Source organism: Pseudomonas kurunegalensis, assembly GCF_030291635.1.
GTDB lineage: Bacteria > Pseudomonadota > Gammaproteobacteria > Pseudomonadales > Pseudomonadaceae > Aquipseudomonas > Aquipseudomonas monteilii.
Genome location: NZ_CP127871.1, coordinates 922213 through 943076 on the forward strand (window position 1 = coordinate 922213; position 20864 = coordinate 943076).

Consider the following 20864-nt stretch of genomic DNA (forward strand, 5'->3'; position numbering starts at 1 on the left):
CCACAGCTGCGGCAATTCGACTTATGGTCAAGGTGTCGTGCGTGCGTTATGGAACGGTTCAGACACTCATACGGGATGAGCGCATTTGCCGCCTGTTCAGGGCTGTTCGGGACACATCTGCCGCTTTTGCACATGCCAGACTGTTCATTTGCTCGCCACACTCTTGTGAAGTTGTGAAAACCGTTTTTTCACGCTCTTTTGGAGACGTGAACCTCAAAGGGGGACTGCGCGATGGCAACCCGCAGGTTCATGCAGTGTGAAGGGCCGGAAAAGCAGGCACGACAGCCGATGCAAGACCTGAGTGGAAGGCTCTCTGTGGGCGAAGCGGTGAAGTTGCCGGGGTCAATCGGCGAGTGCGGGGCCCGATCAGGAGACGTCCTTATAATCGGGGGGAGATTATAGCGATGTCGCGGGCAGAAATGTCGCCATTCGTGGTTTTTATTGCAGCGTTTGTCAGACCGCGAGGATGCGCTGATGCCAGCGGCGGCTTGCGCGGGCGCAAACCCGGGCGTCGGCAGGCAGTTCGCGGCCCAGCCAGGCCAGCTGGATTTCACCGATTTGGACCCAGCCGCTGCCGCTGGGTGCCTGGCTGCATTGCTTGAAGGCCACGCATTTGCCGTGGGCATCGAGGCGAGCATAGGCGTTGTGGCGCGGGCGTTGGAAGAGCAGCGTCCAGAGCGAGGCCATGGCGGGGAGTCCTTTGCGTGAGGGCTTGGCGCAAGGATAACGGCGTGGCCATGAAACGATTGTGACAAGCGGGCCGGACCGATGACTGGTCGATGCGTGCCTAGGTATACTGTGCGCCTTAGCCGCATTTTCTGGAGAAACGCGCATGTTGCAACGTCTGTTGTTCGGTTTGATCGCCGTGGCCAGCCTCAGCCTGGTCGGTTGTGCCCACAGCCCGCAACAACTCAACCCGCAACCCACGCTCAAGGCCCAGCTCACACCGGTCGGCCATGGCCAGCCGGTGGTGGTCCGGGTGGTTGACGGCCGGGCTTCGCAGTCCCTGGGTACCCGTGGTGGCATGTACCCCGAAACCAGCACCATCAGCGTCAGCGGTAACGACGTGGTGCCCAAGCTGCAAGCCCAGGCCGAAGCTGCCGTGCGCCTGCTCGGTTTCACCCCGACGCCAAATGCCTATAACGCACCGCAGCTGACCGTGACCCTGGCCGAGCTGAAATACCAGTCGCCCAAAGACAACCTGTACGTGACCGAAGCTACCATCGGCGCCACCTTCCGTGCCGACGTGCGCAACGGCGGCCGCAGCTACAGCGGCCGTTACGGTGCTTCGCTGGACCAGCGTTTCGGCATGGCGCCGAACCAGGACACCAACACCCAGTTGGTGGGCGATGTGCTGAGCGATGCCCTGACTCGTATGTTCAAGGACCCGACCATCGGGCAGGTGCTGGGGCAGTAAGCCTTCAGCAATAAAAGAAAACCCGCTGCCTGGGCTCCATGCAGCGGGTTTTTTGTTGTCTGCGCGGGCCTGTTCTGATGACGAGCTCATGGCAGATGAAATTTAATGACACTTTGTCGCCCCAATCGGGTGGCGAACAGCGACTTGGGTAGAATGCGGGCCTTTGTTGCTGCTCACATCGAGGTCGCGTGATGTCCTTGCAAGTGCTCTGGGGGTTCCTGGTCGCCCATCCCGCCAAATGGATCAACCTGCTGGCGCTATTGCTGACCTGCCCGGGCGGGTTGCTGCTGCACAGTGCACGGCGGCGTGATGCCGAGACCCGTGAATACATGGCGGTGGATGAGGGTGTGGTGGATGCATTCGACCTTCGAGTGCCGAAGTACTTCTATATCCTCGGTTTCTCGTGCCTGGCGATGGCGCTGCTGCTGTCCTGGTTCAGCACCTGGGTCTGAGAATCTGGGGCTGCCAAAGCAGCCCCGGCAATCTTTCAGGCTACAGGTGCCTGTTGCCTGACCTGGTACTGGTTACGCACCGGCGTTGCATACTGCAACACCAGGTACGGCTGCTGCTCTTCAGGGCAGGCATCCAGCCGGCGCTGCCATTCTTCCTTGGCCTTGGCCAGTTCATCGGCCGGGAACACCTTCTCGGCACTCGGCACTTGCAGGGTATCGTCCTTGCCGTCCCACATCGCATACGCCAGGTAATGCACCGGGAACAGCCGGTAGCCACCCAGGATCTGCCGGTCGATTTCCGCCGCCAGCTGCTTGGTGTCCTCGTGGTATTCGGTCACCGGTGGTGCGAAGTTGATGTGCACCCGGCCTTTGTACCCGGTAATGCCTTTGGCGATGCTGTTGTCATCCTCGCCAGGCGCCTTGGTGTAGGTACCAGTGGTGGCGCGGATGTACAGCTCGCGGGCCTTGGCCTGGTCGCACGGGTCGTATTCGTAGCTGATCGAAACGGGTATCAGGTTCAGGCTCTGGATCACCGCACCGAACGGCTCGTCCTTGCGGCTCATGTGGAACATCTTGAGGATCGCCGAGTCGGTACGGTCGTCACCGTCCTTGGCCCGCCCTTCGGCCTGGGCGATCCAGATCGAGGTGGCATCGTTGCGGATCGAGTGGTTGATGTAGGCCGAGAGTAGCTGGTAAGCCGCCAACTTCTCGCGGCGCCCGCTGATCGAACGGTGCACGATGAAGCTTTTATTCAGGCGCATCATGTCGCTGACAAAGGGCTTTTGCAGCAGGTTGTCACCAATGGCGATGCGCGGCGTGGGCAGGCCGGCGTGGTACACCGCATAGTTGACGAAGGCGGGGTCCATGACGATGTCACGGTGGTTGGCCAGGAACAGGTAGGCAGTGCCGGCCTTGAGCTGTTCCACGCCCGAATAGGTGACGCCGTCGGTGGCACGGTCGATAGTCTGGTCGACGTAGTACTCGACTTTGTCCTGCAAGGTGGAAACGCAGGTGACGCCGGCGAATTCCTTGCGCAGGCGGCGGGCAATCAGCGGTTTGAGCAACCAGCCGAGAGCACCGGCCGCACGCGGGAAGCGGAAGTGGGTGAGGATATCGAGGAATGCCGGGTCGCTGAGCAGGCGTGCCAGAACGGCAGGGACCTCAGCGTCGTCGTACGGTCGGATGGCATCGAATTCGCCCATCATGCTCTCTTGTTGGAAACGGCTAGGGTAATAAGGTAGGGGCGGGCTCCGAAAAACGGCTCGGACACACACTGGCCCTGTAAACAGACCGGCAATTATACGCATAAGTCACCCCGGAGGCCGCGATGCTGGAAACTGCGATCTACGATTGCCCTTATTGTGGCGAAGAAGTCGAAACCACGGTGGACCTGTCCGGCGGCGATCAGGAGTACTTCGAGGACTGCCAGGTATGCTGCAAGCCTATCCGCTTCGTGCTGCAGGTTCATGGCGAGGAGTGGATGCTGGATGTCTACGGTGAGAACGACTGATGCGGCGGATCTATGAACCGGAAAACCTGCTCGAAGCCGAAATGCTGATCGGGATGCTGGCCAGCGAGGGTGTCGACGTGCAACTGGTGGGCCGTGACCTGATGGGCGGTGTGGGCGAGTTGCCGATGCAAGGCTTGCTGGGGCTTGCGGTAGCGGATGAGCAGGCCGAGTACGCACGGCGGCTGATCGATGCGTACAATGATGCCCAGCCACTGGTTGGCGACGAACCGGAGAGTTTCCCCGGTACCTTGATCTGCTAGGTTCTGAATTCGCCCATGTGTGGACGTTACGCCCTGTTTCGCTGGCCCCAGGCGCTGGCCAGCCTGCCTGGTTTTCCTGAAGGCCAGCCGGCCCAATGGAACATTGCTCCCGGTGCCACGGTGCTGATCCAGCGCCAGCTCGACGGCCAGCAGCAACTGGCCAAGGCGCGCTGGGGGCTGACCCCGGCCTGGCTTACCGACCTGTCCCGCACCCCCGCCCATGCCCGCGCTGAAACGCTGGCCGAGCAACCCATGTTCCGCGAGGCGTTTCGCCAGCGCCGCTGCCTGATGCCGGCCAACGGCTTTTACGAATGGCGTGGCAGCGTGCGTAAACGCCCGTACTGGTTGACCCCGGGGGAGGGCTCGTCGCTGTACTTTGCGGCGGTGTGGGAGGCCTATCCCGTGCAGGATCAGGTGTGGCTTAGCTGTGCGGTGGTGACCCAGGCGGCCATGAACCAGCGTCGACCGCTGATACTGGATGAGGCGGGGCAGGCGGCCTGGCTCGACCCGGATACGCCGATTACCCGCCTGCACGAGTTGCTGGCCAGCCCTGCGGCACAGCTGCGCGAGCGGGCCCTGGCCAATTTCGTCAATGACCCGAAGCTGGATGCGCCGGAGTGCCTGACCCCAGCCTGATGCGCTGGTCGATAAAATCTTCCCTGCGGCTATGGCAGCCACAGGCGAGTCGGCCTAGGATACGCCGCATGTGGATAGGGAGTGTTTTCATGCGTAAGTCTTTTGTTGTCAGCCTGTTGAGTGCTGGCATCCTGCTGGCCGGCTGCCAGGCGGTGAACACCACCAGCGGCGGTGCGGTCGGCGTACAGCGCCAGCAGTACATGTTCAGCATGCTTTCGACCGATGAGGTCAACCAGATGTACGCCCAGTCGTACCAGCAGACCTTGGGCGAAGCATCGAGCAAGGGTGTGCTCGACAAGTCCAGCGCCGATGCCAAACGCGTGCAGGTCATCGCCAACCGCCTGATCGCCCAGGCGCCCAAGTTCCGCCCGGATGCCGCGCAGTGGAACTGGGAAGTCAACGTGATCAAGAGCGACGAACTGAATGCCAACTGCGGCCCGGGCGGCAAGATCATCGTCTACACCGGGCTGATCGATCAGCTCAAGCTCACCGATGCGGAAATTGCCGCCGTGGTGGGGCATGAAATTGCCCACGCCCTGCGTGAGCACAGCCGCGAGGCGATGTCCAAGGCCTATGGCGTGCAAATGGCCCGCCAGGGTGCCGGTGCCCTCTTGGGCCTGGGCGAGGGCAGCATGGCCATGGCCGATGCCGTGGTGAACTACTCCATGACCCTGCCCAACAGCCGGGCCAACGAGAACGAAGCCGACCTGATCGGCCTGGAGCTGTCGGCCCGTGCGGGTTATGACCCGAATGCCGCGATCACCTTGTGGAACAAGATGAGCAAGGCTTCCGAAGGCGCGCCGCCAGAGTTCATGAGCACTCACCCGGCTTCTGAAAGCCGTATCGCTTCGTTGCAGGCGGCGATTCCGAAAGTGATGCCGTTGTATCAGGCAGCGGCCAAGCAGTAAGGCTGCAAGGGGCCGCAGAGCGGCCCCATCAGCATTTAGCCGATCCAGCCACTGGCCTTCATCGCCGAATAGACGGCCACGATCGCCAGCACGAAGAACGCCGTGGCCGCCAGGCGACGAATCAGCGTCAGTGGCAGCTTGTCTGCCGCGAAGTTACCCGCCAGAACCACCGGCACGTTGGCAATCAGCATGCCCAGCGTGGTACCGATAATCACCATGATCAGGTGCGGATACTGCGCAGCCAGCATCACGGTTGCAACCTGGGTCTTGTCACCGATTTCGGCCAGGAAGAACGCGATCAGCGTGGTCAGGAACGGCCCGAAGCGACGTGCCGGGTTTTCGTCGTCATCCATCTTGTCCGGTACCAGTGTCCACAGCGCGGTGGCGGCAAAGCTCGCGGCCAGGATCCAGTGCAGGGCCGAGTCGCTGAAGAAGCTGCCGAACCACGCGCCCACGGCACCGGCCGCAGCATGGTTGGCCAGGGTGGCGGCGATGATGCCGGCGATGATCGGCCAAGGCTTGCGGAAGCGGGCAGCAAGAATGAGTGCGAGCAGTTGCGTCTTGTCGCCGATTTCGGCCAACGCAACGATAGCGGTGGGGACCAACAGAGATTCCAGCATCAGGATTCCTACGGGGGCGGGTCGACACGGCTATGACACGTACAGCCTCCCCGCCCCGGGTAAGGTGTGCGTGTCATAGGTCTTGTCAAACCCTGGATCCGTCTACGCGGATCTCTCCATGCAGGCTGGCATGGTGGGTCGCACGCGCCATGGTCTGTGGACCAAGTATGTTGACGCGTACCGGGCGAGCAGTGCGCTCGCGGGAGACTACTCCCCTAGGACGGTGCGGATTCTGCCTAGGCAAAACGCTTTCGGCAAGCGCTGTTTTTTATCCGTGGGTTGCCTGGTAGATACGGAAGCCGTCGGCCTCGTCGCGTACCTGGCAGTTACCCAATGCCCCTTCGATCAGCGGTTGGTAGCGAAGGAAGCTGTTGGCGACCAAGCGCATTTCGCCACCTTTTCGCAGATGAACGGCAGATTTTTTCAGCAAGTTCTCCGAGGCCTGGTAATTGGTGTGCACCCCGGTATGGAACGGCGGATTGCTCAGAATCAGGCTCAGTTCGGCAGGTGCCGCATCAATCCCATCACCGCTGATCACCTCCCCCTCCAGGCCGTTGGCAGCCAGCGTCAGACGACTGGCCTCTACCGCGAAGGCGTCCACATCCAGCAGCGTTACCCGGCTTTGTGGATAACGGCGCTTGACCGTGGCGCCCAATATCCCTGCGCCGCAGCCGAAGTCCAGCACATGGCCGCCTGGCAGGCCGTCGAGGTGCTTGAGCAGCAGGGCAGTGCCGCGGTCGAGGCGGCCGTGGCTGAATACGCCCGGCAGGCTGACCACCTGCAAGGGGCCGTCTTCCAGCGCCAGCTCGAAGTGCTCGGCCAGGCTTGCCAGCGGCTTCGCCTCGGGTGCGTGCTCGATGGTCACTTGCCACAGCTGGCAGTGGCGGGCGCTGTCGAGCTTGCGCGGTTTGCCAAAGGCTTGCAGCTGCTTGGCCGCACCTTCGATGCCGCCGCGTTTTTCGCCGACCAGGTACAGCTCACGGCCGGCCAGGCGCGATGCCAGGGCATTCAACAGGTAGGCCGCCAGCTCACGGGACTTGGGCAGGAACAGCACGGCGCTGTCGAATGCCATTTCAGGCGGCTCGACTCCGTAATGGCTGCGGCCGGCGAAGCGGCTGTCGAGCATGGCCTGGTCGCCGGCGTGCCAAGTCCAGGCCTTGGCCTGTGGCAAGTGGGCGAGCAGGCCGTCGGCGGGGGCGCCAGCGATCAGCAGCGGCCCCTGGAACAGCTCTGCCTGGCGGAGCAACACTTCACTGCGCGGGTCCATGGACGACGCCTCCTGGAAAAAAGTGGCGCAGTGTAGCAGAGGCGGGCGCCGGGCTCAGCTGACCACGCGGCGTGGCTGCCCGGCGAAGAAGGCCTGAGCGTTCTCGCTGAGCTGGCCGACGATACGCTGGCGCGACTCTACCGCACCCCAGGCGCTGTGCGGGGTGATGATCAGGCGCGGGATGCCCGGTTCGAGCAGCGGATTGCCGTTGACCGGCGGCTCCACACTCAACACATCGGTGGCCGCGCCGCCCAAGTGGCCCTTGCGCAGGGCGTCGGCCAACGCCTGTTCGTCGATCAGGCCGCCACGGGCAGTGTTGACCACCAGCGCACTGGGCTTGAGCAGGGCCAGTTCGCGGGCACCGAGCATATGCCGGGTGTGCTCGTTCAGTGGGCAATGCAGCGTCAAGGCGTCCACTTGCGGCAGTAGTTCGTCCAGTGGCAGCCGGTCGTCACGTTCCGGGCGGCCGGGAATCTGCCCGCTCAGTACCCGCATGCCAAAGGCCTCGGCCAGCCGCGCCACCGCGCCGCCGAGCTCGCCGTGACCGAGCAGGCCGAGGGTTTTGCCCTCCAGCTCGATGATGGGGAAGTCCAGCAGGCAGAACTGGCTGGCCTTGGCCCATTGGCCGTCGGCTACTGCCTGGTTGTAGTCGCACAGGCGGGTGGCCAGGGCCAGCAGCAGGGCGAGGGTGTGCTGTGCGACGGACGGCGTGCCGTAACCCTGGCAGTTGCAGACGGTAATGCCTTGGGCGCGCGCCGCTGCCAGGTCGACATTGTTGGTGCCGGTGGCGGCCACCAGAATCAGCTTGAGCTGCGGGTTGGCGGCCAGGGTGGGGGCGTCGAGCATGACCTTGTTGCTGACCACTGCGACCGCGCCTTGCAGGCGCTCTGCCACCTGGTCGGGACGGGTGGCGGCGAACAGCTCGAATTCATCGAACTGCTGCTTCAGGGGCGAGAGGTCGAGGTCGCCAAGGTCCAGGGACTGGTGATCAAGAAACACGGCGCGACGCGGGCTGGGCATGGGGGGCTCCGGTGGCAGGGCGGGGTATTGGTGTTATGGCCATTCGCGGGCACGCCCGCGTCTACAGGCGCAGTGTCTAGCCCGGGGTTACCGCCCGTCAACGCCTGCCACTCATACCTTTGGCTCGCAAATCATTCCTTCGGCTGATTTAGCCGTCACATTGCCGCACTACAGTAGTTGTCAGACTTGTCCGGCTCGCTTTTCAGAAAAGGGATACCCATGTTGCAGACCCGCATCATCAAGCCCGCCGAGGGCGCCTACGCCTACCCACTGCTGATCAAGCGCCTGCTGATGTCCGGTAGCCGCTATGAAAAGACCCGTGAAATCATCTATCGCGACCAGTTGCGGCTGACGTATCCACAGCTCAACGAACGTATCGCGCGCCTGGCCAATGTGCTGACCGAGGCCGGGGTAAAGGCCGGTGACACCGTGGCGGTAATGGATTGGGACAGCCACCGCTACCTGGAATGCATGTTCGCCATCCCGATGATCGGCGCCGTGGTGCACACCATCAACGTGCGCCTGTCGCCCGAGCAGATCCTCTACACCATGAACCACGCCGAAGACCGCGTGGTGCTGGTCAACAGTGATTTCGTCGGCCTCTACCAGGGTATTGCCGGGCAGCTGACCACCGTCGACAAGACCCTGCTGCTGACCGATGGCCCGGACAAGACCGCCGAGCTACCCAACCTGGTGGGCGAATACGAGCAATTGCTGGCCGCTGCCAGCCCGCACTACGATTTCCCCGACTTCGATGAAAATTCGGTGGCCACCACCTTCTACACCACCGGCACCACCGGCAACCCCAAGGGTGTGTATTTCACCCACCGGCAACTGGTGCTGCACACGCTGGCCGAGGCTTCGGTCACCGGCAGTATCGACAGCGTGCGCCTGCTGGGCAGCAACGATGTGTACATGCCCATTACTCCGATGTTCCATGTGCATGCCTGGGGCATCCCCTACGCCGCCACCATGCTCGGCATGAAGCAGGTGTACCCCGGGCGCTATGAGCCAGACATGCTGGTCAAGCTGTGGCGCGAGGAGAAGGTCACGTTCTCTCATTGCGTACCGACCATTCTGCAGATGCTGCTCAACTGCCCGACCTCGCAGGGCCAGGACTTCGGCGGCTGGAAGATCATCATCGGCGGCAGCGCGCTCAACCGCTCGTTGTACCAGGCAGCCCTGGCCCGGGGTATTCAGCTAACTGCAGCGTACGGCATGTCCGAGACCTGCCCGCTGATATCCGCCGCGCACCTGAACGACGAACTGCAGGCCGGTAGCGAAGACGAGCGCATCACCTACCGCATCAAGGCCGGCGTGCCGGTGCCACTGGTCGAGGCGGCGATTGTCGATGGCGACGGCAACTTCCTTCCTTCCGATGGCGAGACCCAGGGCGAGTTGGTGCTGCGTGCGCCGTGGCTGACCATGGGTTATTTCAAAGAGCCGGAAAAGAGCGAGGAGCTGTGGCAGGGCGGCTGGCTCCACACCGGTGACGTCGCCACCCTCGACGGCATGGGCTATATCGACATTCGTGATCGTATCAAGGATGTGATCAAGACCGGTGGCGAGTGGATCTCCTCACTCGATCTGGAAGACCTGATCAGCCGCCACCCAGCCGTACGTGAAGTGGCGGTGGTCGGGGTGGCCGACCCGCAGTGGGGCGAGCGCCCGTTTGCCCTGCTGGTGGTGCGCGACGGCCAGGCCATCGATGCCAAGGCGCTCAAGGAACACCTCAAGCCGTTCGTCGAGCAAGGGCACATCAACAAGTGGGCGATTCCCAGCCAGATCGCCGTTGTTACTGAAGTTCCCAAGACCAGTGTCGGCAAGCTCGACAAGAAACGCATCCGCCAGGACATCGTCCAGTGGCAAGCCAGCAACAGCGCTTTCCTTTCCACGCTGTAACCGCCGTGCGGGTCGCGAACGCCAGAACGCGACCCGCACGCTAGAGGCCTTCACGCCTTGCCAAACGGCTGAAATGCGCCATCCTTTAGCACTGCCAGCCCGCAACCGGGACAACAGTGCAGCGAGTTGGCGGCATGGAGCGCAAATCACACTTTAGAGGGATCAAGCGCCTGTGCCTTGCTGGCTATAGTCGGGGCCAGGGGATTTTCAGGAATGGGGGAGGGCGACACGCGCAAGCCGTGTCGTCGCAGGTGCAAACCTGCAAACCGGTCGCTCGGGCCGTTCTTGAAAGGACTCACTGCCATAACAAAAAAGTACATGGAGTAGCGTCGATGAAATCTGCAAACCTGTTCTGGCGCCGGGCCAAGTTGCCCCTGGCCGTCAGCCTTGCTTCCACGCTCGCAAGTCCTGCTTTCGCTGTCAGCTTCAACATTGGTGAAATCGAAGGCCAGTTCGACTCCTCGCTCTCCATCGGCGCCAGCTGGTCGACGGCCAACCCCAACAAGAACCTGATCGGTGTCAACAACGGCGGCAAGGGCCTGTCGCAGACCTCCGACGATGGCCACCTGAACTTCAAGAAGGGCGAAACCTTCTCCAAGATCTTCAAGGGCATCCATGACCTGGAGCTCAAGTACGGCGATACCGGTGTGTTCGTGCGCGGCAAGTACTGGTACGACTTCGAACTGAAGGACGAAAGCCGTGAGTTCAAGGACATCAGTGACTCCAACCGCAAGGAGGGCGCCAAGTCGTCTGGCGCCGAACTGCTCGATGCCTTTGTGTACCACAACTACTCCATCGGCGATCAGCCAGGCTCGGTGCGCCTGGGCAAGCAGGTGGTGAGTTGGGGCGAAAGTACCTTCATCGGCGGCGGCATCAACTCGATCAACCCCATCGACGTATCGGCGTTCCGGCGCCCAGGGGCCGAAATCAAGGAAGGCCTGATTCCGGTCAACATGTTCTATGTGTCGCAAAGCCTGACCGACAACCTTTCGGCCGAGGCCTTCTACCAGATCGAATGGGACCAGACGGTCGTCGACAACTGCGGCACCTTCTTCTCGCAACCGGACATCATTGCTGACGGTTGCAGTGACAACCTGCGGGTGTTGGCCAGCAGCCGGGTTCTGGGCCTCCAGCCGCCCGCAGTCCAGGGCCTGCTCGCTGCTACCGGCGTAAACTACAACGAAGAAGGCGTGCTGGTACGCCGCAGCGCAGATCGCGATGCGCGGGACAGCGGCCAGTTTGGCGTTGCGTTCCGCTATATGTTCGAGCCGCTGGACACTGAGTTCGGTGCGTACTTCATGAACTATCACAGCCGTGCACCGATCTTCAGTGCCACCGGTGCTTCGCAGGCTGTGTTCGATCGGGTCGCAGCGTTGCCGTCCGCATTGCGCCCACTTATCGTTGCGGGTAACTCGCAGTACTTCGTTGAATATCCGGAAGACATTCGCCTCTATGGCTTGAGCTTCTCTACCACGCTGCCTACCGGTACAGCTTGGAGCGGTGAGCTCAGTTATCGCCCTAATGCGCCAGTTCAACTGAACTCAACCGACATTCTGTTTGCTGGCGTCACGCCGCTGGAGGAGTACAGCAATGCCTCGGTGCTCCAGGGTACTGCTGGGCAAGACCTGCACGGCTACCGTCGCAAGGAGATCACTCAGTTCCAGACAACTTTCACCCACTTCTTCGACCAAGTGATGGGCGCCAGCCGTCTTACGGTGGTGGGCGAAGTCGGCGTCACCCACGTTGGTGGCCTGGAAAGCACCAGCAAGGCACGCTATGGCCGTGACCCGGTGTATGGCCCTGGCGAGCTGCCCGGCGACATGTGTACTGCGCTCAACCGCACCACCATCGGCGGTTCAGGCCTGGGTAGCTCCACCGCCAACCTGTCGCGCAACTGCAACAGTGACGGCTTCACCACCAGCACCTCCTGGGGCTACCGCGCCCGCGCCATCTGGGACTACAACGACGTGTTCGCCGGGGTCAACCTCAAGCCGAGCGTGGCCTGGTCCCATGACGTCTCCGGCTACTCGCCAGGCCCTGGCGGCAACTTCGAGGAGGGCCGCAAGGCGGTCAGCCTGGGCCTGGACGCCGAGTACCAGAACACCTACACGGCGAGCCTGTCGTACACCAACTTCTTCGATGGCAAGTACACCACTGTGGATGACCGTGACTTCGTCGCGCTCAGCTTCGGCGTGAACTTCTAAGCACACAGATCCAGGACGACACGACATGAACAAGACCAGAAGTCTGCTGCAAGCCGGTGTACTGGGCCTGTCCCTGCTGGCGACCAGCGTGATGGCTGCGGTATCCGCCGACGAGGCGGCCAAGCTGGGCAGTACCCTGACCCCGATGGGCGCCGAAAAAGCCGGCAACGCCGATGGTTCGATCGGCCCGTGGGAGCCGTTGTCGAAGAGCGCAGGCAGCGCTGATGCCAAGGGGTTCCTGTCCGACCCGTACGGCACTGACAAGCCGCTGTTCACCATCACCGCGCAGAACGCCGACCAGTACAAGGACAAGCTTTCGCCGGGCCAGTTGGCCATGCTCAAGCGCTACCCGGACACCTTCAAGATCCCGGTATTCAAAACCCATCGCGGCTCAACCGTCCCGGCCGATGTGTTTGCGGCCATCAAGGAAAACGCCACCAAGACCACCCTGGTGGAAGGCGGCAACGGCCTGAACAACTTCCGCACGGCTGTGCCGTTCCCGATCCCCAAAAGCGGGCTGGAAGTGATCTGGAACCACATCACCCGCTACCGGGGGGGCAGTGTCAGCCGCCTGGTAACCCAGGCCACGCCACAGCAGAACGGCTCGTTCAACCCGGTGTACTTCTCCGACCAGTTCGTCTTCCGCGACAAGATGAAGGATTACGACCCGAACAACCCGGGCAACATCCTGTTCTACTTCAAGCAGGAAGTGACCGCACCTGCGCGCCTGGCCGGTACCGTGCTGCTGGTGCATGAAACCCTCGATCAGGTGAAGGAACCGCGCAAGGCGTGGATCTACAACGCCGGCCAGCGGCGTGTGCGCCAGGCGCCGCAGGTGTCGTATGACGGCCCGGGTACCGCTGCCGATGGCTTGCGTACCTCCGACAACCTGGACATGTTCAACGGTGCGCCAGACCGCTACGACTGGAAGCTGGAAGGCAAGAAAGAGCTGTACATCGCCTCCAACGCCTTCAAGCTGGACGACCCCAAGCTGAAGTACACCGACATCATCAAGGCCGGGCACATCAACCAGGACCTTGCCCGCTACGAGCTGCGCCGCGTGTGGCATGTGGTCGCGACCCTGAAGCCAGGTCAGCGCCACATCTATGCCAAGCGTGACTTCTACATCGACGAAGACACCTGGCAAGCGGCGGTGATCGACCAGTACGACGGTCGCAACCAGCTGTGGCGCGTTTCCGAAGCTCATTCCCAGCCGTATTACAACAATGAGGTGCCTTGGTACACCCTGGAGGCCATTTACGACCTGCAGTCGGGTCGTTACCTGGCCTTGGGCATGAAGAACGAAGAGAAGCGTGCCTACGACTTTGGCTTCAGTGCCAGCAAGGCTGACTTCCAGCCAGCAGCGCTGCGTCAGTCGGGTATTCGGTAACCTGAAAGACTCCGTGTGATCCCCAGAACGCCCCGGCTTGCCGGGGCGTTTCCATTTTCCTGTCCCCGTCCTCTTCGCGGGCCATAAACCTGCTGAATACCCACCCAAACCCCCGCCCCAGCCCTTGTCCATCAGCCTTGTCGCTTTTTGTCGCAGTCTTTCCCGGGGCAAATGCGCCCATCATCTTCAAATGCGCTGCGTTACCGGCTAGTCTCGCAAGCATCCATATCGCCGTAGTCTTCCAACCAGAACGAGCCGGCCATGACAGACCTGTCCCGTACGCATGGATTCGCCAGCCAGGCCCTGGGCCTGCTGGACGGGCGTTTCTTTCGGCCCCCCCTGCCGGAGGGGCATGTGCCGCGTCCGCGCCTATGCCAGCGTCTGTACACCGGCCTCGGCGGTCGCCTGCTGCTGGTCAACGCCCCGGCGGGTTTCGGCAAAAGCTCCCTGGCCATCGAGTTTTGTGAGGCACTGCCCGAACACTGGCGCAGCCTGTGGCTTGGCCTGAGCCAGCGAGATGCAGACCCAGGCCGCTTCCTTGAGCGCCTGCTCGAAGGGCTGCAGCAATACTGCCCGGCCTTGGGTGGCCAGGCCATGGGCTTGCTGAAAATGCGCCAGCGCCATCAGCCGTTCGCCTTTGAAGAGTGGCTCGACGGCCTGCTCGACGAGCTGGCGTTGTACCTGCAAGCGGATACACCTTTGCTGCTCGTACTGGATGATTATCACCTGGCCCAAGGGCCTGTACTTGACCGTTGCCTGCAGTTTTTCCTCAACCACCTGCCGGCCGGCCTGGTGTTGCTGGTTACCAGTCGCCAGCGCCCGGACTGGCACCTGGCGCGCCTGCGGCTGTCGCGTCAGCTTGTCGAGCTGAACGAACAGGATTTGCGCCTTACCGCCGAAGAGTCGCTGGCGGTAATCGGTCGCCAGCCCACGGGCCTGCGTGGCCAGGCCCTGGACAACCTTATCCAGCGCAGTGATGGCTGGGTGGCCGGGTTGCGTTTCTGGCAGCTGGCGGCCAGCGACAGTGCCGACGAGCAGGCCTTGCCCCAGGCGCTGCATGGTGGCGAAGGGCTGATTCGCGACTACCTGCTCGAAGAAGTCATCGACATGCTGCCCGCCGATGTGCAGGCCTTCCTGTACGAAACCGCGTGCCAGGAGCGCTTCTGCGCCCAACTTTGCGATGCCGTGCGGGGCCGCCACGACAGTGCCGAGATCCTGCGTTTCCTGCAGGCGCACCAGGTGTTTCTGGTGCCGTTGGACGAGCACGGCCACTGGTTCCGTTATCACCACTTGTTCTCCGACTTGCTGCGCAGTCGCCAGGCCAACGAACCGCTGGCCGGCTTGCACTTGCGGGCGAGCCGTTGGTTCGAAGCCCAGGGCCTGCTGGACGAAGCCGTGGAGCAGGCCTTGCGTGCCGGCCACCTTGATGTTGCCGCCGACCTGGTGCAGAGCCTGTCCGAGGAGCAACTGCTGGCCGAACAGAACGTCGGCATGTTGCTGCGCTGGAAGATGGACTTGCCCGACAGCCTGCTGATCAGCACGCCAAGGCTGATCGTGCTGTACAGCTGGGCGTTGGGCCTGGCTTGCCAGCTGGACGCGGCCGAGGAGCTTGCCGGCTACCTCAGCCGCTTCCTGCCCGCACCTTCGGCGACCGCGCAAAAGTCGATGCTGGCCCAGTGGCTGGCGCTGAGTGGGGTGATTGCCCGAGGCCGGGGTGACCGTGAGCGCACGTTGGCCTATTGCGGCGAAGCGCTGCAGAGCCTGCCAGGCAAGCGCTATGGCCAGCGCCTGGTGTGCCTGTCGACGCTGTCCAACCTGGCCATCGCCGATGGTGATTTCTGGCGCGCCCGCGGCTGGAACCGAGAAGCCCTGGAGTTGGCCCAGCGAGTCGGCAACCCGTTGTTCGAGGCCTTGGCCCATTACGACCGGGCGCGTGTACTGCACGCCCGTGGCGAAGTATTGCGGGCGCTGGACGAAGTGCGCCAAGGGCTGCAACGCCTGCAAGGGCTTTCGGCACAGCGGCTGTATGCCGTGCGCGCACGCCTGACGCTTTACGAAGGCTATCTGTTGGTTTCGCGCCTGCAGCCTGCCCAGGGCCGTGCGCGGTTGCGCGCGGGGCTGGGCGAGGCGCGGGCCTGCCGGGACATCAGTGTGCTCATCGGCCATTGCGTGATCGCCACCCTCGATGGGCGGGAAGGGCACTTTGCCGAGGCCTTTGCCGAACTGGCCGAGGCTGAGCGCCTGATGCATATCTGGGACGTGCCCCCGGTCTACTACCTGGCCATGATTACCCTGGTCAAATGCGAACTCTGGCTGGCCCAGGGGCGCACCGACCTGGCCGAGTCGTGGCTGCTGCGCCTGGGCCAGACCTACGGCGGTGAGCAGCCAGCGGCAGCACCGGAGTTCCACCCACTGCTGCCGTTGCACATTGGGCTGCAGCAGGCGCTGCTCGAGCGCATCCAGTTACGTGGCGACGACGCCGTGCAACGCCTGGCCAGCCTGGTCGAGCGCGGGCAGGCCAGTGGCGGCATGATGCTTACCGTCAGCGCCCTGTGCCAATGGCTCTCCCTGCTGCTGGACGAAGGCCGCGAAGCGCAGGCCGCGCAGTTGCTGCCAGGCTTGCTTGAGGCCGCCCGTGGCGGTGTGCTGCAACCGTTCCAGCCGCTGCTGGAAAAACACCCGCAATGGCTTCACGAGCAACTGCAGGCAGGTGCCACGTGCCCGGTTCAGGCCGAACTGCTCAAGCGCCTGCCACCGCTGCCCAGCGCCAGCACGGGCAGCGGCGAGGCGTTGAGTGGCCGTGAGCTGGCTGTACTCGAACTGATCGCTCAGGGTTGCTCCAATCAGCAGATCAGCGAGCGGCTGTTCATTTCCCTGCACACGGTCAAGACCCACGCCAGCCACATCAACAGCAAGCTGGGCGTCGAGCGGCGTACGCAGGCGGTGGCCAAGGCCAAATCCCTGGGGTTGCTGGCGTGATGCTGGCCCTGCAGGTCATTGCCCGCTAAAGTGATGGCCTGAGGCCATGGTTTGTGGCCGCCAATGCTCTACCCTCATCTTTCCCGACCTGCTGCCGATACAGCGATCGGTGGCATCGCCTCGCGCGATTTTTCAATCATTCCAAGGCAGGTCGTGTTGATGCTGCAGTACGGGCAAAAAAGCTTTCTGATCGTCGACGACTTTACCGACTTTCGCACGTCGACCCGTTCAATGCTGCGCGAGTTGGGCGTGCGCGACGTGGACACCGCTGACAGCGGCGAGCAGGCGTTGCGCATGTGCGCGCAGAAGCGCTATGACTTCATCCTGCAGGATTTTCACCTGGGTGATGGCAAGAAGAACGGCCAACAGGTGCTCGAAGACCTGATCATCGACAAGCACATCAGCCATGAGTGCGTGTTCATCATGGTCACGGCCGAGAGCAGCCAGGCCATTGTCCTCAGTGCCATCGAGCACGAGCCCGATGCCTACCTGACCAAACCGTTCAACCGGGTTGGCCTGGCCCAGCGCGTCGAGAAGCTGTATCAGCGCAAGACCTTGCTCAAGCCGATTCTGCAGGCCCTGGACCGCAGTCGCCCGGCCGAAGTGTTGGCGGCTTGTGCCGAGCTGTGCAAGAAGGACCCGCGCCTGGCACCACTGTGCCTGCGCTACCGGGCCGATGCCTTGCGCAACCTCAACCGCTTCGAGGAGCTGGAAAAATTCCTCAAGGCCATCCTGGCCAGTCGCCCGCAGCCGTGGGTGTACGCCGCATTGGGCGCCTTGATGCACAAGCGTGGCCAGAATGCCCAGGCCCAGGGGGTGTACGAGCAGGCACTCAAGGCGTTCCCGATCATGCCAGGGCTTTACGACGGCATGGCCGAAGTGCTGGTGGCTCAGGGCGATACCCGACGTGCGCAAAACCTGCTGGAAGAGGCGGTACGCCTGTCGCCACTGTCGGTGCGTCGGCAGTCGACACTGGGCAAGCTGGCGCTGGAAAACGAAGACTTCGAGAGCGCGTCGAAGGCGTTCCGTCATGCGGTGAACCAAGGGCAGAGCTCGCGCTACAAGGATGCCGAAAACAACCTGGGCCTGGTGCAGGCCCTGATGAGCAAGAATGCAGGCTTCGGCCTGGACGCCCGTACCCGGGTCGAGATCAACACCACGCTCAGCGAAGTGGCCAAGGAAAACCCCGAAGACCAAGGTTTGCAGGTGCGCGCGCGGATGATGAAAGCCGCCAGCCTGCAGCAGGCGGGCGACCCGGAAACGGCGGCCAAGCTGACCGAGCAGGCGATCCAGCGCCTGGACAAGATGAACCAGTTTTTCTCGGTCGATTCGGCCCTGACCGTTGCCGCGCAGCTGCAGGCAATGGGGCAGGATGCCGCCGCCATCGGCGTGCTGAAAAGCTGTGTGGAAAGTTATGGCGATGACCCCAAGGTCATGGAGAAAGTGGGCAAGCTGACCGACGACCCTACGGTGCTCAACGCCATTACCGAAGCGGTCACCCTCAATCGCCAGGGGGTGCGCAGTTACCAGGGAGGGCAGCTTGGCGAGGCGTTGCAACTGTTCCGCAAGGCGCTGGGTATGCAGCCGAAGAACATCAGCATCGCCCTCAACACCGCCCAGGCGCTGCTGCGTATTGGCGGTGACAACCCTCAGCCCGCGATCATGCAGGAATGCCAGGACGCCTTGACCAGCGTGGCCGGTATCCCTGCCAGCGACAATCGCTATGACCGTTACCGCAAACTGCACATCCGAGTGTTCGGCGCATGAATCAAGACAATCAGGGGCTGGACTTTTCCACGGTGATCGCCTCCACCGTGCACGACCTCAAGAGTTCGTTGTCGGCGCTGATCCAGTCCCACAACCAGTGGGTAGAACGCCTGCCCGAAGAACTGCGCGGTGGTGCCGAGCAGGGCATCATGGAGCATGAGTTTCGCCATCTCAACGGCATGCTCGTGCAACTGCTGGGGCTCTATAAACTGGGTATCAACCAGCTGCCGGTGTGCCCGGACTACCATGAGCTGGACGATTTCATCGAAGCCCAGCTGGCGGCGCACCAGGAAGTGCTCAAGCACAACGACATCCTCGCCACCTGGCGCATCGACACCGACAATCCGCTAGGTTTCTTCGACCGCGAATTGGTGGCCTCGGTGATCGCCAACGTCATCACCAACGCCACCCGCTATGCCGGGCATGCTTTGCTGATCACTATCGAAGAGGCCGACAACCAGCTGGCCATCTGCGTGAACGATGACGGCCCAGGTTATCCAAAGCATATGCTCGAGCGCCAGGAGGAGTACATCCAGGGCATCGACTCGACCAGCGGCAGTACCGGACTGGGATTGTACTTTGCGGCGCGGATTGCGGCGTTGCATGAAAGCGGCGGGGTGCGTGGGCGGATCGAAATCTCCAATGGTGGGGCGCTTGGGGGCGGGCTGTTCAGGTTGTTCCTGCCTTAAGATGTGTGGCGCCTGTGAGATCGAGCGCCGCCCGCGCGGCGCATCGCGAGCAAGCTCGCTCCTACATCTGTTTCGGGCCAGTAACGCCGGCGCCAGCGCACGCGATCGCCTTGTTTATTCCACAAAATATCGAGGTGGACGCCAAGGTCCGCGCGCCTCTGCCTCAGGAATAACTGGCCCGAAACAGATGTAGGAGCGAGCTTGCTCGCGATGCGCCGCGCGGGCGGCGCTCAATCTCATAAGCGCCAAAGCTCTTAAGGCATGAACCTCGTGCACCCACCCCATTTTCCTGTCAGGCTCTGAGCAAACCTCAGTTTTGCCACCGAGAGCACTATGACCAAAGCCCCGCCTGCGATCATCCGCGAAACCTTCCCCGTAGGCCCCCTACAATGCAACTGCACGCTGATCGGCGACCCCTTGACCAAAAAGGCCATCGTCGTCGACCCGGGCGGGGACCCGGACAAGATCCTGGCGCGCCTGCAGGCACACGGCCTGACGCTGGTAAGCATCATCCACACCCACGCGCACTTCGATCACTTCCTGGCTTCGGGCAAGCTCAAGGAGCTGACCGGCGCCACCCTGCACCTGCACAAGGACGACCAGGTACTGTGGGACAACCTGGAGATGCAGTGCCAGATGTTCGGCGTGCCCTATACGCCGGTGCCGTCACCCGACCGCTGGCTGGGCGATGATGAAGAGCTGGCCTGCGGCTGTGGCGTGGCCCTGCATACGCCAGGCCATACCCCAGGCTCGATGAGCTTCTGGTTCGCCGATGCCAAGCTGTTGATTGCCGGCGATACCCTGTTCCGCCGGGGCATTGGCCGCACCGATTTGTGGGGTGGGGACCAGCGGGCAATCGTGCGTTCCATCAAGGAGCGGCTTTACCGGTTAGACGAAGAAGCCATCGTGGTCACCGGCCACGGGCCCGATACTCGGCTGGGCGATGAAATGCGCGAAAACCCCTTCGTACGTGCCTGATGGCACATGAAGGCACTTTCATGGAATTTTTCGTTGCCGATGCAATCCAAGGCTGGCATAGATCCCTTTGAGATCTGCCGCATTTATGAATTTCAGTAGGAGCTTGTCCATGTTCACCATGCGTCGTCTGATTATCGTCGCAACTGCCGCTGCCCTGATGACCGGCTGTGCCGGCCAGAACCCTTATGACAACCAGGGTCAGGCGCAGGGCTCCACGGGGATGAGCAAGACCGCCAAGTACGGCGGCCTGGGCGCGCTGGCCGGCGCCATCGCCGGTGCCGCCATCGACCACAACAACCGTGGCAAGGGTGCGCTGATCGGCGCTGCTGCGGTGGGTGCTGCCGCTGCCGGTTACGGCTACTATGCCGACAAGCAGGAAGCAGAGCTGCGTGCGCAAATGGCCAACACTGGCGTGGAAGTGCAACGTCAGGGTGACCAGATCAAGCTGATCATGCCGGGCAACATCACCTTCGCCACCGACTCGGCCAACATCGCCCCTAGCTTCTACTCGCCGCTGAACAACCTGGCCGGTTCGTTCAAGCAGTTCAACCAGAACACCATCGAAGTGGTCGGTTTCACCGACAGCACCGGCAGCCGCCAGCACAACATGGACCTGTCCCAGCGCCGTGCGCAGGCGGTCAGCACCTACCTGACCTCGCAGGGTGTGGATGCCTCGCGTATCTCGGTACGTGGCATGGGCCCGGACCAGCCGATCGCCAGCAACGCCGACGCCAATGGCCGTGCGCAGAACCGCCGGGTAGAAGTGAACCTGAAACCGATTCCGGGTCAGCAGTATGACCAGCAGCAAGGCCAGGTTCAGCAGTATCCTTGATTGATAACAGGGGCCGCAAAGCGGCCCCTGTTC

The 20864-nt window shown here is 62.5% G+C and carries 19 protein-coding genes and 1 riboswitch; of the genes, 14 read left to right on the plus strand and 5 right to left on the minus strand.

The window, feature by feature from the left end:
* Positions 1–453: 453 nt before the first annotated feature.
* Complete coding sequence (locus tag QQ992_RS04190; protein ID WP_286112310.1) at positions 454–687, minus strand: hypothetical protein; 234 nt, start codon at positions 685–687, stop codon at positions 454–456.
* A gap of 145 nt (positions 688–832) precedes the next feature.
* Here QQ992_RS04190 and QQ992_RS04195 point away from each other — a divergent pair, with 145 nt between their 5' ends.
* Together QQ992_RS04195 and QQ992_RS04200 are read left to right on the plus strand one after the other, a co-directional pair.
* On the plus strand, positions 833–1417 hold the full coding sequence (locus QQ992_RS04195; protein WP_016713289.1) for a YajG family lipoprotein: 585 nt from the start codon (positions 833–835) through the stop codon (positions 1415–1417).
* A 191-nt stretch (positions 1418–1608) separates the two neighbouring features.
* Positions 1609–1869 carry a hypothetical protein gene (locus QQ992_RS04200; RefSeq protein ID WP_286112312.1) on the plus strand — a complete coding sequence of 87 codons (261 nt, stop codon included), beginning with the start codon at positions 1609–1611 and terminating at the stop codon, positions 1867–1869.
* A gap of 35 nt (positions 1870–1904) precedes the next feature.
* Here the strand turns inward: QQ992_RS04200 and QQ992_RS04205 are convergent, their stop codons facing one another.
* A complete protein-coding gene (locus QQ992_RS04205) occupies positions 1905–3074 on the minus strand; it encodes a 1-acyl-sn-glycerol-3-phosphate acyltransferase (RefSeq protein WP_286112314.1) in 1170 nt (389 codons plus the stop codon).
* A 122-nt stretch (positions 3075–3196) separates the two neighbouring features.
* On the opposite strand from QQ992_RS04205, the gene QQ992_RS04210 reads away from it, so the two are divergent.
* The 4 genes from QQ992_RS04210 to QQ992_RS04225 all read left to right on the plus strand — a co-directional run bounded on the left by QQ992_RS04210 (position 3197) and on the right by QQ992_RS04225 (position 5183).
* Entirely contained in the window at positions 3197–3379 is a 183-nt protein-coding gene (locus QQ992_RS04210; protein ID WP_286112316.1) for a CPXCG motif-containing cysteine-rich protein, read from the plus strand.
* Positions 3379–3639: a putative signal transducing protein gene (locus tag QQ992_RS04215; protein ID WP_110740557.1), complete on the plus strand. Its 261-nt coding sequence runs from the start codon at positions 3379–3381 to the stop codon at positions 3637–3639. The genes QQ992_RS04210 and QQ992_RS04215 overlap by 1 nt, the downstream gene beginning before the upstream one ends.
* 15 nt (positions 3640–3654) lie before the next feature.
* Positions 3655–4275: an SOS response-associated peptidase gene (locus QQ992_RS04220; RefSeq protein WP_286112318.1), complete on the plus strand. Its 621-nt coding sequence runs from the start codon at positions 3655–3657 to the stop codon at positions 4273–4275.
* 89 nt (positions 4276–4364) lie between these two features.
* On the plus strand, positions 4365–5183 hold the full coding sequence (locus QQ992_RS04225; protein ID WP_019099796.1) for a M48 family metallopeptidase: 819 nt from the start codon (positions 4365–4367) through the stop codon (positions 5181–5183).
* Positions 5184–5218: 35 nt separating this feature from the next.
* Here QQ992_RS04225 and QQ992_RS04230 read toward each other — a convergent pair whose 3' ends face one another.
* The 3 genes from QQ992_RS04230 to QQ992_RS04240 form a co-directional block, all read right to left on the minus strand.
* Positions 5219–5803: a TMEM165/GDT1 family protein gene (locus QQ992_RS04230; RefSeq protein WP_286112319.1), complete on the minus strand. Its 585-nt coding sequence runs from the start codon at positions 5801–5803 to the stop codon at positions 5219–5221.
* An 87-nt stretch (positions 5804–5890) separates the two neighbouring features.
* Positions 5891–6031, minus strand: a riboswitch (yybP-ykoY riboswitch).
* Between the two features lie 40 nt (positions 6032–6071).
* Positions 6072–7070, minus strand: a complete 999-nt coding sequence (locus tag QQ992_RS04235) for a methyltransferase (RefSeq protein ID WP_286112320.1) — start codon at positions 7068–7070, stop codon at positions 6072–6074.
* Positions 7071–7124: 54 nt separating this feature from the next.
* Positions 7125–8090: a 2-hydroxyacid dehydrogenase gene (locus tag QQ992_RS04240; RefSeq protein WP_286112322.1), complete on the minus strand. Its 966-nt coding sequence runs from the start codon at positions 8088–8090 to the stop codon at positions 7125–7127.
* A gap of 219 nt (positions 8091–8309) precedes the next feature.
* On the opposite strand from QQ992_RS04240, the gene QQ992_RS04245 reads away from it, so the two are divergent.
* The 8 genes from QQ992_RS04245 to QQ992_RS04280 all read left to right on the plus strand — a co-directional run bounded on the left by QQ992_RS04245 (position 8310) and on the right by QQ992_RS04280 (position 20831).
* Positions 8310–9992, plus strand: a complete 1683-nt coding sequence (locus QQ992_RS04245; RefSeq protein ID WP_286112323.1) for a fatty acid--CoA ligase — start codon at positions 8310–8312, stop codon at positions 9990–9992.
* A 332-nt stretch (positions 9993–10324) separates the two neighbouring features.
* Positions 10325–12196: a DUF1302 domain-containing protein gene (locus tag QQ992_RS04250; RefSeq protein ID WP_286112325.1), complete on the plus strand. Its 1872-nt coding sequence runs from the start codon at positions 10325–10327 to the stop codon at positions 12194–12196.
* Between the two features lie 25 nt (positions 12197–12221).
* On the plus strand, positions 12222–13586 hold the full coding sequence (locus QQ992_RS04255; protein WP_286112327.1) for a DUF1329 domain-containing protein: 1365 nt from the start codon (positions 12222–12224) through the stop codon (positions 13584–13586).
* A gap of 261 nt (positions 13587–13847) precedes the next feature.
* A complete protein-coding gene (locus QQ992_RS04260) occupies positions 13848–16565 on the plus strand; it encodes a winged helix-turn-helix domain-containing protein (protein WP_286112328.1) in 2718 nt (905 codons plus the stop codon).
* Between the two features lie 159 nt (positions 16566–16724).
* Entirely contained in the window at positions 16725–18332 is a 1608-nt protein-coding gene (locus tag QQ992_RS04265; protein WP_286112330.1) for a tetratricopeptide repeat-containing response regulator, read from the plus strand.
* Entirely contained in the window at positions 18329–19021 is a 693-nt protein-coding gene (locus tag QQ992_RS04270; protein WP_016713275.1) for a sensor histidine kinase, read from the plus strand. The genes QQ992_RS04265 and QQ992_RS04270 overlap by 4 nt, the downstream gene beginning before the upstream one ends.
* 333 nt (positions 19022–19354) lie before the next feature.
* Positions 19355–19999: an MBL fold metallo-hydrolase gene (locus QQ992_RS04275; RefSeq protein WP_286112331.1), complete on the plus strand. Its 645-nt coding sequence runs from the start codon at positions 19355–19357 to the stop codon at positions 19997–19999.
* Between the two features lie 109 nt (positions 20000–20108).
* Complete coding sequence (locus QQ992_RS04280) at positions 20109–20831, plus strand: YiaD family glycine zipper/OmpA-like lipoprotein (protein ID WP_016501466.1); 723 nt, start codon at positions 20109–20111, stop codon at positions 20829–20831.
* The last annotated feature ends 33 nt before the right edge of the window (positions 20832–20864 follow it).

Coding starts and splice junctions, on each gene's coding strand:
- QQ992_RS04220 (WP_286112318.1), top strand. CDS start 3,655: ATGTGTGGACGTTACGCCCTGTTTCGCTGGCCCCAGGCGCTGGCCAGC.
- QQ992_RS04190 (WP_286112310.1), bottom strand. CDS start 687: ATGGCCTCGCTCTGGACGCTGCTCTTCCAACGCCCGCGCCACAACGCC.
- QQ992_RS04255 (WP_286112327.1), top strand. CDS start 12,222: ATGAACAAGACCAGAAGTCTGCTGCAAGCCGGTGTACTGGGCCTGTCC.
- QQ992_RS04280 (WP_016501466.1), top strand. CDS start 20,109: ATGTTCACCATGCGTCGTCTGATTATCGTCGCAACTGCCGCTGCCCTG.
- QQ992_RS04245 (WP_286112323.1), top strand. CDS start 8,310: ATGTTGCAGACCCGCATCATCAAGCCCGCCGAGGGCGCCTACGCCTAC.
- QQ992_RS04235 (WP_286112320.1), bottom strand. CDS start 7,070: ATGGACCCGCGCAGTGAAGTGTTGCTCCGCCAGGCAGAGCTGTTCCAG.
- QQ992_RS04200 (WP_286112312.1), top strand. CDS start 1,609: ATGTCCTTGCAAGTGCTCTGGGGGTTCCTGGTCGCCCATCCCGCCAAA.
- QQ992_RS04250 (WP_286112325.1), top strand. CDS start 10,325: ATGAAATCTGCAAACCTGTTCTGGCGCCGGGCCAAGTTGCCCCTGGCC.
- QQ992_RS04265 (WP_286112330.1), top strand. CDS start 16,725: ATGCTGCAGTACGGGCAAAAAAGCTTTCTGATCGTCGACGACTTTACC.
- QQ992_RS04275 (WP_286112331.1), top strand. CDS start 19,355: ATGACCAAAGCCCCGCCTGCGATCATCCGCGAAACCTTCCCCGTAGGC.
- QQ992_RS04270 (WP_016713275.1), top strand. CDS start 18,329: ATGAATCAAGACAATCAGGGGCTGGACTTTTCCACGGTGATCGCCTCC.
- QQ992_RS04260 (WP_286112328.1), top strand. CDS start 13,848: ATGACAGACCTGTCCCGTACGCATGGATTCGCCAGCCAGGCCCTGGGC.
- QQ992_RS04195 (WP_016713289.1), top strand. CDS start 833: ATGTTGCAACGTCTGTTGTTCGGTTTGATCGCCGTGGCCAGCCTCAGC.
- QQ992_RS04230 (WP_286112319.1), bottom strand. CDS start 5,803: ATGCTGGAATCTCTGTTGGTCCCCACCGCTATCGTTGCGTTGGCCGAA.
- QQ992_RS04240 (WP_286112322.1), bottom strand. CDS start 8,090: ATGCCCAGCCCGCGTCGCGCCGTGTTTCTTGATCACCAGTCCCTGGAC.
- QQ992_RS04205 (WP_286112314.1), bottom strand. CDS start 3,074: ATGATGGGCGAATTCGATGCCATCCGACCGTACGACGACGCTGAGGTC.
- QQ992_RS04225 (WP_019099796.1), top strand. CDS start 4,365: ATGCGTAAGTCTTTTGTTGTCAGCCTGTTGAGTGCTGGCATCCTGCTG.
- QQ992_RS04215 (WP_110740557.1), top strand. CDS start 3,379: ATGCGGCGGATCTATGAACCGGAAAACCTGCTCGAAGCCGAAATGCTG.
- QQ992_RS04210 (WP_286112316.1), top strand. CDS start 3,197: ATGCTGGAAACTGCGATCTACGATTGCCCTTATTGTGGCGAAGAAGTC.